Source organism: Paenibacillus sp. FSL H8-0259, from assembly GCF_037963255.1.
GTDB classification, from domain to species: Bacteria; Bacillota; Bacilli; order Paenibacillales; family Paenibacillaceae; genus Paenibacillus_AQ; species Paenibacillus_AQ phytohabitans.
In genome coordinates this window covers 4,608,711-4,623,434 of record NZ_CP150147.1, presented here as the reverse complement: position 1 = coordinate 4,623,434, position 14,724 = coordinate 4,608,711, and the positions used below count along the sequence as shown (strand labels likewise).

The 14,724-nt window shown below is 52.8% G+C and carries 13 protein-coding genes; 8 read left to right on the top strand and 5 right to left on the bottom strand.

Annotated features, from left to right (window positions below; all coding sequences use genetic code 11):
* The first annotated feature begins 371 nt into the window (after positions 1 to 371).
* From NSU01_RS19575 to NSU01_RS19545, 7 genes are all read left to right on the top strand, one after another.
* On the top strand, positions 372 to 1,382 hold the full coding sequence (locus tag NSU01_RS19575) for a 2-oxoacid:acceptor oxidoreductase family protein (RefSeq protein WP_076242971.1): 1,011 nt from the start codon (positions 372 to 374) through the stop codon (positions 1,380 to 1,382).
* 26 nt (positions 1,383 to 1,408) lie between these two features.
* Positions 1,409 to 3,715 (top strand): thiamine pyrophosphate-dependent enzyme, encoded by a 2,307-nt coding sequence (locus NSU01_RS19570; protein WP_042137959.1) that lies wholly within the window; start codon positions 1,409 to 1,411, stop codon positions 3,713 to 3,715.
* Between the two features lie 153 nt (positions 3,716 to 3,868).
* The gene (locus tag NSU01_RS19565) at positions 3,869 to 4,894 is read left to right on the top strand and encodes an ROK family transcriptional regulator (protein ID WP_076242972.1); all 1,026 of its coding nucleotides are present in this window, start codon (positions 3,869 to 3,871) and stop codon (positions 4,892 to 4,894) included.
* A gap of 11 nt (positions 4,895 to 4,905) precedes the next feature.
* Positions 4,906 to 6,114 carry an MFS transporter gene (locus tag NSU01_RS19560; RefSeq protein WP_076242973.1) on the top strand — a complete coding sequence of 403 codons (1,209 nt, stop codon included), beginning with the start codon at positions 4,906 to 4,908 and terminating at the stop codon, positions 6,112 to 6,114.
* Positions 6,114 to 6,713, top strand: coding sequence for a DUF1349 domain-containing protein (locus tag NSU01_RS19555; RefSeq protein WP_076242974.1), 600 nt, complete (start codon positions 6,114 to 6,116; stop codon positions 6,711 to 6,713). Before NSU01_RS19560 ends, NSU01_RS19555 begins: the two co-directional genes overlap by 1 nt.
* A 127-nt stretch (positions 6,714 to 6,840) precedes the next feature.
* The gene (locus NSU01_RS19550; RefSeq protein ID WP_042137954.1) at positions 6,841 to 7,362 is read left to right on the top strand and encodes a hypothetical protein; all 522 of its coding nucleotides are present in this window, start codon (positions 6,841 to 6,843) and stop codon (positions 7,360 to 7,362) included.
* Positions 7,363 to 8,103: 741 nt separating this feature from the next.
* Positions 8,104 to 8,301 (top strand): hypothetical protein, encoded by a 198-nt coding sequence (locus NSU01_RS19545; protein WP_042137953.1) that lies wholly within the window; start codon positions 8,104 to 8,106, stop codon positions 8,299 to 8,301.
* 421 nt (positions 8,302 to 8,722) lie between these two features.
* Here NSU01_RS19545 and NSU01_RS19540 read toward each other — a convergent pair whose 3' ends face one another.
* From NSU01_RS19540 to NSU01_RS19520, 5 genes are all read right to left on the bottom strand, one after another.
* Positions 8,723 to 9,541 carry an ABC transporter permease gene (locus NSU01_RS19540; RefSeq protein WP_076242976.1) on the bottom strand — a complete coding sequence of 273 codons (819 nt, stop codon included), beginning with the start codon at positions 9,539 to 9,541 and terminating at the stop codon, positions 8,723 to 8,725.
* Entirely contained in the window at positions 9,538 to 10,551 is a 1,014-nt protein-coding gene (locus tag NSU01_RS19535) for an ABC transporter ATP-binding protein (protein ID WP_076243174.1), read from the bottom strand. Before NSU01_RS19535 ends, NSU01_RS19540 begins: the two co-directional genes overlap by 4 nt.
* Before the next feature lie 30 nt (positions 10,552 to 10,581).
* Positions 10,582 to 11,379 carry an ABC transporter permease gene (locus tag NSU01_RS19530; protein ID WP_042137949.1) on the bottom strand — a complete coding sequence of 266 codons (798 nt, stop codon included), beginning with the start codon at positions 11,377 to 11,379 and terminating at the stop codon, positions 10,582 to 10,584.
* A 31-nt stretch (positions 11,380 to 11,410) separates the two neighbouring features.
* Positions 11,411 to 12,457 carry a metalloregulator ArsR/SmtB family transcription factor gene (locus NSU01_RS19525; protein ID WP_083705277.1) on the bottom strand — a complete coding sequence of 349 codons (1,047 nt, stop codon included), beginning with the start codon at positions 12,455 to 12,457 and terminating at the stop codon, positions 11,411 to 11,413.
* Positions 12,458 to 12,989: 532 nt separating this feature from the next.
* Complete coding sequence (locus NSU01_RS19520; protein WP_076242978.1) at positions 12,990 to 13,505, bottom strand: MogA/MoaB family molybdenum cofactor biosynthesis protein; 516 nt, start codon at positions 13,503 to 13,505, stop codon at positions 12,990 to 12,992.
* 181 nt (positions 13,506 to 13,686) lie between these two features.
* Here NSU01_RS19520 and NSU01_RS19515 point away from each other — a divergent pair, with 181 nt between their 5' ends.
* Entirely contained in the window at positions 13,687 to 14,697 is a 1,011-nt protein-coding gene (locus NSU01_RS19515; protein ID WP_076242979.1) for a GTP-binding protein, read from the top strand.
* Positions 14,698 to 14,724 lie beyond the last annotated feature (27 nt).

Genomic DNA, 14,724 nt, shown 5'->3' with positions numbered 1-14,724 from the left:
AAAAGGAATAAAGATCATTGACGATGTTGCTGATACTGTGCTTTACCCATGAAATCTGTGATAAATTTAACATCTTAATTTTTAATTTTATTGCTAAATTAAGGGTGACATTGGTTCCACATCATCCTTGGGAAAACGCGGAATTACACACAATTTTCACAATTTGTCGTTTTTATGGCAGATTACCTTCTATTGAAGTAACGCCGCGCTGTCGCGTATAAAGAAATCCATTGAAATCCATAAAGAATTGTGATTCCCAAAGCGTGGATAATGCAAGATATGTCACTTCGCGGCTTGCAATTTCAAGTTACAATCGTTGAAAAAGTCAAAAGGATGTTATTCTTCTTGACACTAAGAAAGGGGTTATGTCGGTGGTACAATTGCCAAAAGTAAATGAGCTCGGCTTCTTTGAGATTCGTCTCGAATCTATTGGGGGCCTGGGAGCGAACCTTGCCGGTAAAATGCTCGCGGAAGCGGGTGTAGTCGGCGCAGGACTCAATGGCGTCAGCTTTTCATCGTATGGTTCGGAGAAGAAGGGGTCGGCGGTTAAAGCTCATATCCGTTTCTGCGATATGGACACTCATATCCGTGATACCTCCCCGGTTGAGCGTCCGCATGTTGTCGGTGTTTTTCACGAAGCGCTTGCCAAGACCGTTAACGTAACCAGCGGAATTCATGAACACAGTACCGTTCTTGTGAACTCGGCCAAGACGCCGGAAGAACTCAAAGAACTGCTGAAGATGAAGGCCGGTACGATTGCAGTAATCGATGCCACCAGCATCGCACTGAAAGAGAAGAACCGGGTGAATATGGCGATGCTAGGCGCGCTGTTCCGGCTCTGTCCGTTCCTGGATACCGATATTATGAAGGGCGTTATTGAGAAATCGCTCGGCAAGAAATATCCGCAGGCGGTCCAGTCGGCCATTACGACCTTTGACCGTGGTTATAATGAAGTGAAATTCATGCATTTCGAGCTCGCTGCCGGCGACAGCATGCCGGTGTATGTCCGCTCCGATATTTCCGCTCTCGGCTACGAGACTCAGCCGATAGGCGGCACCATCACGAACCCGGGCGGCAGTTTCCTGAAGAACCTCAGCATCTCCCGTTCCGGTATGCTTCCGGTCTATGAGAATGAGTCCTGTATCAATTGCGCACAGTGTGACACGGTATGTCCGGATCAATGCTTCGTCTGGGAAGAGCGGCTGGACCGCAAGGGCCGTTCGCAGATGTTCCTGCTCGGCATTGACTATCAATATTGCAAAGGCTGCCTGAAATGCATCGGCGCCTGCCCGACCTCGGCGCTCTCCAGCACCCGGGAGAAGGAAGGCTATGCGGACAGCCATACCGTGAAGCATACGTTTGATCTGGTTACTCAAATCTAAATTTCGGAAGAAAGGTGGAATGAATTGTGGCTATTGATTATGAAAAAGAAGTAGGCTCCGCCAAAGTGGAGCAGAAATTCCTATATGAATCCGGCAATGAAATGGCTGCTTATGCCGCCCATCAGATTAACTACCATGTCATGGGTTATTTCCCGATCTCCCCGTCGACGGAGGTTGCCCAGTTCCTCGATACCATGAAAGCCAGCGGACAGCATGATATTATGCTGGTGCCTTCCGATGGTGAGCACAGCTCCGCCGGGATCTGTTACGGCGCTTCCACAGCAGGCGGCCGCGTGTTCAATGCTACCAGTGCGCAAGGGTATATGTTCATGCTGGAGCAGCTGCCTGTACAAGCAGGTACGCGGATGCCTATGGTCATGAACCTGATCTGCCGTTCGATCTCGGGTCCGCTGAATATTCACGGTGACCATTCCGATTTGTATTTCGCCCTGAACACCGGCTGGCCGATCCTGATGTGCCGTGATCCGCAGTCCGTCTACGACATGAACCTGATGGCATTGAAGCTTGCGGAGCATGCCAAGGTCCGCCTTCCGGTAATGGTTGCTTCTGACGGTTATTTCACTTCTCACCAGAAGCGCCGTGTGCAGGCTTTTGCCCACCGCGAGGATGTTCACAAGTTCGTCGGCGAGCAGCCGCCAGTTGGCTTCACCGATACGCTGGACCGCAATAACCCTGTTACTGTAGGTCCTTATATGAATGAACCGGATTATATCAACAACCGTTATCAGCAGTCGGTAGCCATGTACAATGCCGGTGAAGTGTTTGAAGAGATCGCAGCGGAATTCGCTGTACTGACAGGCCGGCATTATCCGATGATCGAGCAGTACCGGATGGAGGATGCCGATGTGGCCGTATTCCTGATGAACTCCGCTTCGGAGATTATCAAGGATGTGGTCGACCAGCTGCGTCTGCAAGGAATCAAAGCGGGTGCCATCTCCCCGAATATGATCCGCCCGTTCCCGCAGAAGCAGATTGCTGAAGCGCTGAAGAACGTCAAAGCCATCACTGTCGGTGACCGTGCGGATTCCGTCGGCGGCCACGGCGGCAACATGGTTAACGAAATCAAGGCTGCACTGTTCACATATGGCAACACGACCACTAAGGTAATCAGCCGCATCTACGGACTGGGCGGTAAAGACTTCTATGCTGAAGACGGCCATCATTTCTTCCAGCTCGCAATGGATGCAGTGGTAGCAGACCGCGTAGAAGTGCCGTTTGATTACTACGGCCACAATCCGGGAGCGCCGGAGAATGCGCCGAAGCGTCTGCTGAAGCCGATGAACTTTGATCTGTTGAAGACCGGCCTGATTACGGTGAATAAGAATGAAGAAACTGGTAAGCTGGCCGTGAAGATTCCGCCGATCCGCTCCCTGATGAAGAAGCCAAGACGCTTGTCTCCGGGACATGGTGCATGTCCGGGCTGTGGTATTTTCTCAGGCCTTGAGCTGTTCTTCAAAGGGATTGAAGGGGATATCGTAGCGCTGTATCACACCGGCTGTGCCATGGTTACAACTACCGGCTATCCTTATTCGTCACATAAATCAACGTTCATCCACAACCTCTTCCAGAACGGTGCAGCTACACTGTCCGGTGTGGTCGAAATGTTCTGGGAACGCAAACGCCGCGGCGAGCTGGACGGCCTGGGGCTGCAGGATGACTTCACCTTCGTTATGGTAACGGGTGACGGCGGTATGGACATTGGTATGGGTCCGGCGATTGGCGCTGCACTGCGCGGCCACAAGATGATCATCGTGGAATACGATAACGAAGGCTATATGAATACAGGTGCACAGCAGTCTTATTCCACACCGCTTGGACACCGTACTTCAACTTCGAGCATCGGCAAAACCCAGCAGGGCAAGCTGACCCAGCATAAGGATACTGCGCAGATTATGGCTGCGACCAATATTCCTTATGTCTTCACCGGCTGTGAAGCTTATCCTCAGGATCTGCTGAAGAAGGCTGCGAAGGCCCAATGGTACGCGCAGAACGAAGGTCTCGTCTACGGCAAGATCCTGATCGCCTGCCCGCTCAACTGGATGAGTGAAGACAAAGACGGAACAGATATCGTCTCCCTGGCTGTTGAGTCCTGCTTCTTCCCGCTCTATGAAGTAGAGCAGGGCATGACCAACATTACGTATAACCCGGAAGACAAGGAGAAACGGATCGAAGTCTCCGCCTGGCTGAAGACTATGGGCAAAACCCGCCATCTGCTGAAGCCGGAGAACGAGCCTGCGCTGCGCAGCTTCGAGAATGAGGTACAGCGCCGCTGGAGCCGTCTCAAAGCGAAACATGAGCATCCTGATTTGTAAGGCTTAACCTAAGCACCACTATAATTAGCCATCATTCATTCCCGCCCGGCAGAGATTCTCTGCCGGGCTATTTCAACATTTCAATAATTTTTTTCAAAAAAACCATTTATTAAAATACTTTATTAAAGTATTATTATAACGAGGTGAAAGCAGATGCAGAAGATTGGCGGCAATGCGTTAGTCATTCGCGAAGTGAATATGAACCTGGTGCGGCAGGTGCTGAAGGAACACGGGCAGGCAACCAAACGGCAGATTGCCGGAGTTAGCGGCCTTAGTGTCGTTACAGTGGGCACTGTGCTGCAGCTATTGGAAGCGCAGAATGAGGTGCTGGCTGGAGCACAGGTGTCCTCCAGCGGAGGGAGACCTGCACAGCAATACATATACAATGACGAGTATGCCCTGGCGCTGATTCTGTTCACGCATGAAGAGCAGGATGTAATCTACATTCACAGAACGGTTGTTACGCTGACCGGACGTACACTGTTTGAGGATAATACAGCGGTCTCAGGCGTCGATCTGGCGGCCTTTGAAGCGGTGATTGACAGCTCGCTGCAGATGTACCCCCTGATACAGGCTATCGGGCTGGGCCTGCCTGGTGCGGAAGTAGAAGGCCTAATGGTTGTATCCGATTACAAAGCCTTGCGCGGTGTTCCGGTGGCAGAGCATTTCCGGCAGCGGTACGGCAAACCTGTAGTGATCGAGAACGATGTCAACGCTGCCGTGATTGGCTATTGCAGAAGGATGAAGGAGGAGACAGCTTCAGTTGTCTATTTGTATTTTCCGGACCGCTTCGCTCCGGGAGCCGGCATATTTATAGGAGGCAAGCTGTATAAGGGGAAACGCGGCTTCGCCGGAGAGGTAGCCAACATTCCGCTCGGCATTGCCTGGGGAGATGGCGGACTGATTGCTTCTTTTGAGGCACTTACGGATGCAATTGCCAAGCTGGCGGCTGCTGTCAGCAGTGTGCTGAATCCGGATGTTGTTGTGCTGTACGGCAGCTTCCTGAAGGAAGAGCATCTTCTATCCGTGGAGAAGAAATGCAGCGCCTCGCTGCCTTATCCTGCAATTCCAAGGGTGAGAATGTCAGACGATTTCGCTGCTGACTATATTCAGGGCATGATTGTGCAGACGCTGGGCACTTTGGAACAAAGACTGTATTTAACGAAAATAGAAGGTTAGGCGGGGAAGAGATGGCAACGGTATTCTTGATCATTATTTATATGGCATTTATCAGCTTAGGTCTGCCGGACTCCATGCTGGGAGCGGCCTGGCCGATCATGAGGCTGGATTATGGGGCGCCGGTTGAGACAGCGGGACTGCTCTCCATGATTGTAGTTGCGGGGACGATTATTTCTAGTTTAGCCAGCAGTGCCGTGCTGAAACGGCTGGGTACGGGGATGGTTACTTTTATCAGCGTGGCTGTGACGGCTCTGGCCTTGCTCGGCTTCTCTTACTCTTCTTCCGTGATTTGGCTGGCTGTGCTGGCCTTGCCGCTGGGGCTGGGTGCCGGTTCTATCGATACAGGGCTGAACAATTATGTGGCTACCCACTATAAGGCGCATCATATGAGCTGGCTGCACTGCTTCTGGGGCATCGGGGCAATGCTCGGACCGATCATTATGTCGCGTTATATCGCAGGCGGCGATTCCTGGAGAACGGGATACTTTACTGTCAGCATGATCCAGTTTGCGCTTGTGGTGCTGCTGTTCATCAGTCTGCCGCTATGGAAAAGGGCAGGCAAGAGCGGCAGTCCGCAGGCTGAGAACGTCAGGAATGAGCCAGAGACGGTAATGGCAGCGGAGGCTGCTTCCGGCAATGTGCTGCGGATCAAAGGCGTGAAGCTGGCGATGATTACCTTCCTGTTCTATTGTGGAGTGGAAGCCACGGTAGGACTCTGGGGCAGCAGCTATCTGGTTAATGTCAAGGGTGTCTCAGCAGCAACTGCTGCTGGCTGGGTGTCATTGTATTACGGCGGAATTACGGCCGGGCGGCTGCTTACCGGGTTTATTACCTTCCGGTTCAGCAACAAGGAGCTCATCCGCGGCGGTCTGGTTATATCCATGCTGGGTGCGCTGGTGCTGGCTTTACCGCTTCCGGCGGTCTTTTCACTGGTTGCATTTATCCTGATTGGATTGGGCTCGGCACCGATCTTTCCCTGTATGCTGCATGAGACACCAGCCCGGTTCGGACAAGCGAACTCCCAGAAGATTATGGGCTATCAGATGGCTCTGGCCTATACCGGTGGAGCTTTTCTGCCCCCGCTTCTGGGCTGGGTGGCAGCGCGCAGCAGCTTTATGATTCTTCCGCTGGTGATGATCGGGTATATTATTGTTATGATTCTAAGCTCTGAGCAGATCAACAGTATGATGAAAAAACGGAAAGAAGAGGTGAGCCTGTAATGAGAATAGTAGCGTGGCAGGATGGATCATGGAGTAACGAACCGGTGTCCAGCAGAGTTGTAGCAGGAGCACTTGTGGCGGAAGCTGCAGAAGGCAGTGATTATTGGCAAAAAACGATGTACGGCTTCCAGCATGACAATGGGCACGCCTTGCTCGCACCCTGGGGGGATGCGGAAGCTATAGAGGTCAGCTTTTCGCTGGACGGGTTCACAGAGCTGTATGATCAGGCAGGCATTATGCTGTGGTATAGTGAGGAAGTCTGGATCAAAGCCGGTATTGAGCTGAATGATGGTATTCCGCATGTGGGCGCCGTTGTGACCGATGGCTACTCCGACTGGTCGCTGTCACCTGTTCCGGAATGGACGGGTGAGGTGATCACCCTCCGGGCTTCGCGGATGAAGGATGCCGTAATCCTCAGAGCCAGAACGGAGAATCATCCCTGGAGGACGATCCGGGTCGCCCGTTTTCCGTATGTGACCGGTAAGCAGGCAGGACCCTTCCTGTGTGCTCCAACCCGGCCGGGATTTCAGGTAACCTTCACACGGTGGGCTGCTTCAGCTCCTGATACCGATGTGCATACGGACCCGCCAGTACGTTAATCTCCCGGTGCACGGAATCATTCCAGCAATTTGCGGTAAGACAATCGGCTCTTTGCATACTTTTCACGTACTCAGCCATCCTATACCCAACAGGAAGAATCTGAGTGTTTGTGAAGGGGGAATAGTTATGAAGCGCCGATTAGCAGGTATGCTGGCTGCGGTATTGACTGCAGGCACACTGCTCGCAGGCTGCTCCGGGGAGCAGAACAAGAAGGAAGCGGGAAGCTATACGATGCAAGCGTATCAGGACGGGTCAATGCTGGCTTACTCGCAGGGAAAAGGGCTGGACGGCCGGTTCCGCAAGGCGATGCGGCGGGCTTTTGCCATTGAACAGCTTGCGCTGACCGATGAGAAGTTCACCGAAGACAACCGCGGAAATACAAGCTATCAGTACCTGATCAACAACCAGCCCGCGCAGAATATCACGCTGCATGTATTCACCAGCCGCCCTGAGCGGGTGAGCCGGATTACGGATTGGTACGGCGGTATAGAGCTGGCGGAGACGTCCGGGGCGAGAACAGAGGTCTATAACAAGGATAATACTTCTCTGGTGTATACCTCCATGGGCAAAGAGAAGGGGAAGTATTCGAAGAAGGTAAAGGACCTGTTTAGCGGACTTCTGGAGCACCTGGGTACACACGCCCATTAAAAGATCACACAATATTCACCATTCAGGGGATTAATTTTTAGGCAGCGGTTAGGTATTTTAATACAAAGTAATTCAATTGGTATTTGTTTAATTAGCCGAGCGGTTCACCGCATGCCGGTCTCAACATCCGTAAGCGGGTGGGGTGCCGGCCTTTTCTTTTATACACCTATGTGAACAAGTTCACAACAAAGCAATGACTGCATAACAGCTTTAAGCAGGAAGCATACACCAAGAGTATAGCGCAGCATCTGCTGAGATTGGGCCGACTGGACCACAATCCGGAGGTCAAACCATACACCTGGGAGGTGAGCGGTTTGGCCTCTTTGTGTATCGCAGAATAGGAGGAGATGGGAGTGACGTGGAAGATTGCTATCGGAAGTGTGGACGCATCCACATCAATCAGCATTTTGGGCGATGTGACCGGTTCCTGATCTATAGGATGGAGCCGGAGGGAAGTTACAGCATTATAGAGGACCGGAGTTATGACCGGCAAGCGGAAGCAGCAGGCCATGACACGCATTCGATGCAGAATACCGCCGCCCTCCTTGCAGACTGCAGTTTGTCCTGGTCAGCCACATTGGACCGGGAGCGAGAGCGCTGCTCTACGAGCGGGGAATTCAGGCTATGGCGGTCGAGGCTCCGATTGAACAGGCGCTGAAGCGTCTGGAGCATTTTCTCCGCTCAGGCAGGGGTGCTATTCTGCAGTGAATTATTGCATATTACATCAAAGGAGTGTCGGACATGACTAAGAAGTTGAAGCAGATCGCAATTTACGGCAAAGGAGGAATCGGCAAGTCGACAATCACTTCCAATATCAGTACTGCGCTGTTGGGTGGCAGGCTACAAGGTCATGCAATTCGGCTGTGCTCCCAAAAGCGATTCCACCAATACGCTGAGGGGCGGAGAATACATACCTACACTGCTGGATTCATTGCGTGATAACCATTCGGTCAGGGCTCAGTTTTTTGAAATGGCTATGTTGAATTTGGTCAAAAGGCGGTTATCGAGCTATGGCTCAGGTCAATATTCGGATTCCCGTCCGATTTCCCTGTAAGGTCTTAGATGTTGAAGCGGACTGAGAATCCTTTAACTTGTTCTAAAGAGCTTGAAATGAGGCATTTCAAGACGCTTAAGGGAATCTCAGTCAGGATGATCCCAAATTCCTGCAGATTTGGCCAAGTAGCGGAATCTCATTCCTCCTCAGAAGCCGATTCCTTATATTACTCGGTGAAAACGGCTACCCTCTTAAGGACGCGTAGCCGTTTCTACCGGAAAGTGAAGACTTATTATGTTTGGGGATCCCCGTAAAGTTCCTGGATCATCCTCGAAGTTAAAGTCCACCTTTGCGGGGGGATCTTGTCTAGAACATGCTCCAGTTACCCTTCAGGCGGGCATGGCGCTCAGCGCGGTACAGGATATACCGGGTGCATCCGGCAAGCAGAAGACTGCCCGCCACCAGAACGGTCAGCGCCAGCCACCAGGTCCGACCGGTAGTGCCGTACAATGCTCCGCGTACAAGGATCAGACTGTATGTCACGGGGAACAGGGCGGACAGCCCCGTTGCCCAGGCCGGGAAGACGGCTGGAGGAATACGGACTCCCCCGAACAGCTCCATAGGAGTCTGAAAAATATAATAGAGAAATGAGGATTCCCGGGAGAACAGCGACACCGCGCTCAGCATTGCCCCCCAGATGATAGCGGCAATTATAATCAGCAGCAGAGCAACGGTTAGCGCCGTCCAATTAACTGAAGCGGTATCTGAAACAAACACAAAAGTCAGAATGGAGAAGGCCGCGAACATCCATATTCCATGCAATAAGGAATAGAGGGAGCGTCCATACAGGAAGGCTATTTTGGATGCCGGAGTGAGGAAGACGGTCTCAACAGTACCGTCCTTGCGTTCCTGCTCAAAAATCCAGGCCGCTTCCACCACCGTCCAGAACAGCTGGAATACTAAGTAGCCGCTCAGCAAAAACAACGGGATACGTTCGTCCGGGATGACCCGTGATAACACAGAGCCTTCCCCGGTCCGGTAGGGCTTCATCGTGTAATAAGAGGTCAAGAAGCTGATGATAGGCCAGAAGAGCAGGGAGAAGAAGGTAGCCCGTCCCTTCCGGCGGTTTCTGTGCTGCTTCTTAAGTTCAGCGGCAATTGTCATCCATAGGCCGCCGGGTCTCATGAGGCCCGCTCTTCGGAGAGGAGTATAATAGCATCCTCCAAGGTGGGCTTTTCGCAGGAAAAGCTGTGGATGTGCAGACCGTGATCACTCACCCAGGGAAGCAGCTCTGTAATGAGCCTGTCCGCTTGGGGAGTTTGTACAGAAATTCGATAGGCTTCTTCCGGGCTGGAAGAGATTAGTCCGGCAGCGTGTTGCCCGCCCGCTAGCTTCGCCGGATGACCCAGTGCTCCCAGATGAGCAAGCAGCAACGGCCGGAGGCACTCGTCCCATCCGCTTACATCCAGATGCGCGGTCTGCGAACCGGCAATCTGCGAGACGATAGCCTCCGGTTTGTCGCAGAGCAGCAGCTCGCCGCGGCGCAGGATATACACCCGGTCACACAGCTCTTCAACCTCCTGCAGATAATGGCTGGTCAGCAGAATGCCTTTGCCTTGTTCCTTGGAGAGCTTCCGTACCGTTCCGCGCAGCTGCCGTGCAATGGGTGCATCCAGCCCCAGTGTAGGTTCATCTAAGAATAAGTAAGCCGGATCATTGATTAATCCGCGGGCAATCTGCAGCCGCTGCTTCATCCCTTTGGAGTACTGCTCGACCGGCTGGTCAGCCGCTTCAGCCAGTCCGACCTCCTCCAGCAGCCTGCTGCTTTCCCGGCGGATTGCCAGGCTGCTGAGTCCATACAGCCTGCCGAAATACTCCAGGTTCTCCCTGCCGGTTAGCCGCCAGTACAGCATCCGTTCACCGCCGGGAATCATGTTCACCTTCGATTGGATAGCTTTCCGATTATCATCCATAGAGAGGCCATCCACCTCTATACTCCCCGAAGTCGGATCGAGCAAGGTGGAGAGCATGCGGATGGTTGTGGTTTTGCCTGCTCCGTTCAGGCCGAGCAGTCCGACAACCTCACCCGGTTCAATGGTTAGCGACAGTGCCTTGACAGCGGTATGAAGCTTAATTTCAGAGCGGAACAGGCCAAGCCTGTTTTTGGTCTGATAGATTTTGGTAACCTCATTCATGCGGATCACTTGGACATCAGCCTCCCTTATTTAGAATTGCTCGAATAAACGTCGTTCCACCCTGGAGATGCACCATAACCCTACAGTAATATAGACCAGACTAAGCAGCAGTGCAGGCAGGAGGTCCGTCAAAGATACCGTCTCCCCGGTCAGCAGTGCACCGCGCAGTAGCTGGAGCGAAGTGGTAAGCGGGAAGACCTCCGCCGCCATCTGCAGGAATCTTGGCAGATACTGGCGCGGGAACTGGAAGCCGCAGAGCAGGGTCATTACGGTGAACAACGTATTCTGCACGATGTATGTATCACGTGTAAGCAGCATCACACTGCCCATCACCAGTGCCATTGCATAGGTAGACAGGATAAAGAGGAAGGCTCCGGCCAACACAGACAGCAGATGGGGAGCTGGAAGCCGCAAGCCGGCCAGAATGCCGAAAGCGAGAACAGCCGCCAGGATTAACCCGCTGCGGTAAAATTGCTGCACGGCCGTTCCGAGGAAATAGCCGTTCCTGCTGGAAGGAGAGAGCAGCAGCGCCTCAAGAGTGCCTTCCCTCCATTCGGTGATTAGTGACCTGGAGACATTCATCATCATGCTGACGCAAAAAATATTCAAAGTGCCGCCGATGATGGCAAATGCGAGATAGTTATTTGTTCCGGTATAAAGGGCGAATTTGTCATCCAAATCCCCTTGAATCAAATAAACATACGAGAAATAGGCGACCAGGACGAGATAGGCTCCTTCAATAATGTGACCCAGGGTGAAATTCCAGGGAAACGCTCTGAGGTTGGACCTCTGGTTTCTTACAGCGGTTGCAATGGCGGTTTGCCACACGGGCGGACATCTCCTTACTCGGGAATCAGACTCATTGTTCAAAATACTGCCGCTGAAGAACAATCAGGCTGTCAAACGCCTCCTTGCTGCTGGAGTAAAACAAATAATTTCCCTTGCGCTCCGAAGTGACGAGTCCGGCTTCGCTGAGCAGCTTAAGCTGCTTCGATACGGCAGCCTCCGAGATGCCAAGCACCGGAGCGAGCTGCTTCGTGCAGTGCGGAGCCTGCCAGAGCAGCTTAAGCATGCGCAGGCGCGTTGCATCGCCGAGCCCCCTGAACTGGCGCAGCAGATCTTCCGGCGGCGCTTCATTGAAGGCCAGCCCGGGAATATCAACAGCAAGCGGCAGCATAAGCCTTCCCTTGTCCCCGGTCCAATCGATCAGCAGATGGGGGAAAATGAAGGTGGAGGATAGCACAAAGATCTGCTTCAATTGTTCATATTCAAAATGATAGGTGAACGCTTTCTGTGCAGTAATGGTCCCATCGGCGGCCTGCAGCCGGGGATGCAGCGAATTCAGCGCTTTCTCCGCAGAGCGTGAGGCTGCTTCCTGAAACTGTGCCGCTGCGGTATGGATCCAAGGCTGAATATACTCCCACTCCTTGCGGAAGTATTCCTGTTCGTAATCCTCCAGGGTGGTGATCAGCAGGTTGCGTACAGACTCCAGATGCTGCAGCAGGTAGCGGGCAGGTTCATCCGGCGGAGTTACAGGTTTGCCGTGCCCCGGCGGCAGTCCATGCTGCCATTCCAGAATCGTACCCAGTGATATCCTGCCGTTCAGCATCACATGAATAAGCTCAGTGTCCGGCAGCGCCTTAAGCACCCGGATGCCTTCCTGGCTGGAGGAGAAAGAGCCAAGGCGGTCCATAAGCGTGAGGCCCGTCCAGCTGTCGGACAGCCTCCCGATCGCCTGTATTCCCTCCACAAGGGAAGGGGACATTCTGCTTAACAGTTCCTTAGCCCAGTGCAGGCGTTTGGGGTGATGTTCCGGCTGATGGAGCACATGCAGGCTGCACAGCATTTCGTGATAGGGGCAGACAACGGTTTTGATCTTGCGTTGCAATCGTTGGAGTGAGCTCATCTCTTTCCTTTCCGGTTAACCATATGGTTAATCAAAAACCACTTTCGCGTAAAGTGTTCAATAGTATAATTACAACTCCAGAAGTTGTCAATGTCATTTGAGGGCAGCTCAAAAAAGGCAAACCTGCCAGCGCGCGCCTCATTAGAGACGCGGTTGGCAGGTCTGCCTTCTGCTGTTAACGGTAAAGTATAAGCGGGGAGGGAGTTCTATCTTCTTCTGCCGTGCTAATTCCGGAAATACCGCACATTTCATCCCGGACGGAATAAGTGTAGATATGCTGCGGGACCGGAACACATGGCGCCGGACCACTTCAACATGGTGGACTACCTGGACTACCTGGGGGTGATAGTAATCTTCATATACGACCTCTGTAGGGTCTGTAACCGTTTGAACAGGGCATTTTGGACAATTTCTCATTACATTCAGCTCTTTCGCGATTGGACTTATGCCAGTATACGCGTAGTACAGGGGCCTGCTTGTTCATTTGTCCATATTACCGGAAATTGGGTGTATGACTATCCTGTACCCTAGATCAGGAACGCTTGTAGATCTCGCGCATCACATGGCGCAGTTCGGGAAGAATCAGCCGCTCCATGGCAAGCTTGATTGCACCGGTGGAGCCGGGCATCGAGAATACTGCCGTACTGCCGATCGTGCCGGCAATAGCCCGGCTAAGCATGGCGGCAGAGCCGATATCTTCCGTGAAGCTAAGCAGCCGGAAAATCTCCCCGAAACCCGGAAGCGATTTGTCAAGCAGTGAAGCAACCGCCTCATAAGTCGTATCGCGGGGTGAAATGCCTGTCCCTCCAGTCAGCAGTACGGCTTCAATGCCGGAATGGACGGAGCTTTTGTAGACCAGTTCACGGATATCCTCATAATCATCCTTGACGATCGTGCGGCCGGTAACAGTGTAGCCCGCTTCCTCCAGCATATTCTGGATCAGCGGCCCGCCGGTGTCCGTCTCCAGGGTCCGGGTGTCCGAGACCGTAATGATATAACAAGCTACTGAATCGGGGGCTTCACGCCGGTGTTCTTCTACGGATGTCATGCGAACCAGCTCCTTTTGTCTGTAATGAACGCTTTATAACCCCCATGATAGGGGATGAAGGAAGCAAAGACAAGTTCGTGCCGGACAGGCAGAAGCGCCGGAGGGGGCCTGTGTCTTGCACAGAGGCGGTCATTGTAGTACACTCGCTACCATAACTGATTTTTGCGGGGAGCGATTGAACTTGGAACAGTCATTACCAGTTTATATATTGTCGGGATTTCTCGGCAGCGGCAAGACTACATTACTGCAGCGGCTGCTGGAGCACTGGAAGACGCAAGGGCTCCGGCCGGCGGTCATCATGAACGAGCTTGGCGAGGTTAATCTGGATGGTCTGCTGGTAGAGCAGTCTGTGCCGATGGCCGAGATGCTGGGCGGGTGTATCTGCTGCACAAGCAGGGGAGATTTAAGTACAGAACTGACCACTCTGGTCAAAAAAGAATCACCGGATGTAGTCGTCATTGAAGCGACAGGCGCAGCTAATCCGCTGGAGATTGTCGATGCGGTTACTGAAACCTCACTGTATCAGCAGGTGGAGCTTAAAGGCCTGATTACTGTGGTCGATGCCGCCCATCTCCTGGAGCTGTACCGTTCCCAGCAGGGGGCTACCTACCGCCTCATGCAGGAGCAGATCCGCTGCGCATCCGTGCTTATTCTGAATAAGACAGACCGGATCAGTGCTGAAGAGGCTGAAGAGATCATGGTTGTGCTGCGCAAATGGAATGCGTATGCAGAGATAATGCCCGCTGTACGCTGTGAGCTGGAGCCGGATGCCCTGCTCGGCAATATCGGTGGAGTCTATTCGGAAGAACGTGGTGTAACAGAAGAGAATGAGCATAGTGAACAGGATGGAGATGCCAGGCAGATGCATGCCTCGCATGATCATGTGATGGCGTACACGCATTATTTCAAGAATTCCGTGAACAGCGAGGCCTTCGAACGGTTTGTTAAGGACTTGCCGCGTGATGTGTACCGGGCTAAGGGAATTGTATCCTTTAACGATACCTCCAGCCGGTTTCTGTTTCAGTATGCATACCGGGAAGCGGATTTCATGAAAATCACCCCCCAGGGCGAAGTGCCTGATGTTGCCGTATTTATCGGTGAACATTTCTCCTCCAGCGAACTGCGCACGGAACTTCTGCGGTTGGAGAAACGTCTGCTGGCAAGACCGGCTGCCGTCAAAAGAAGCCTGTAATACCTTCCCCTGAAGCCGGGGGATTGG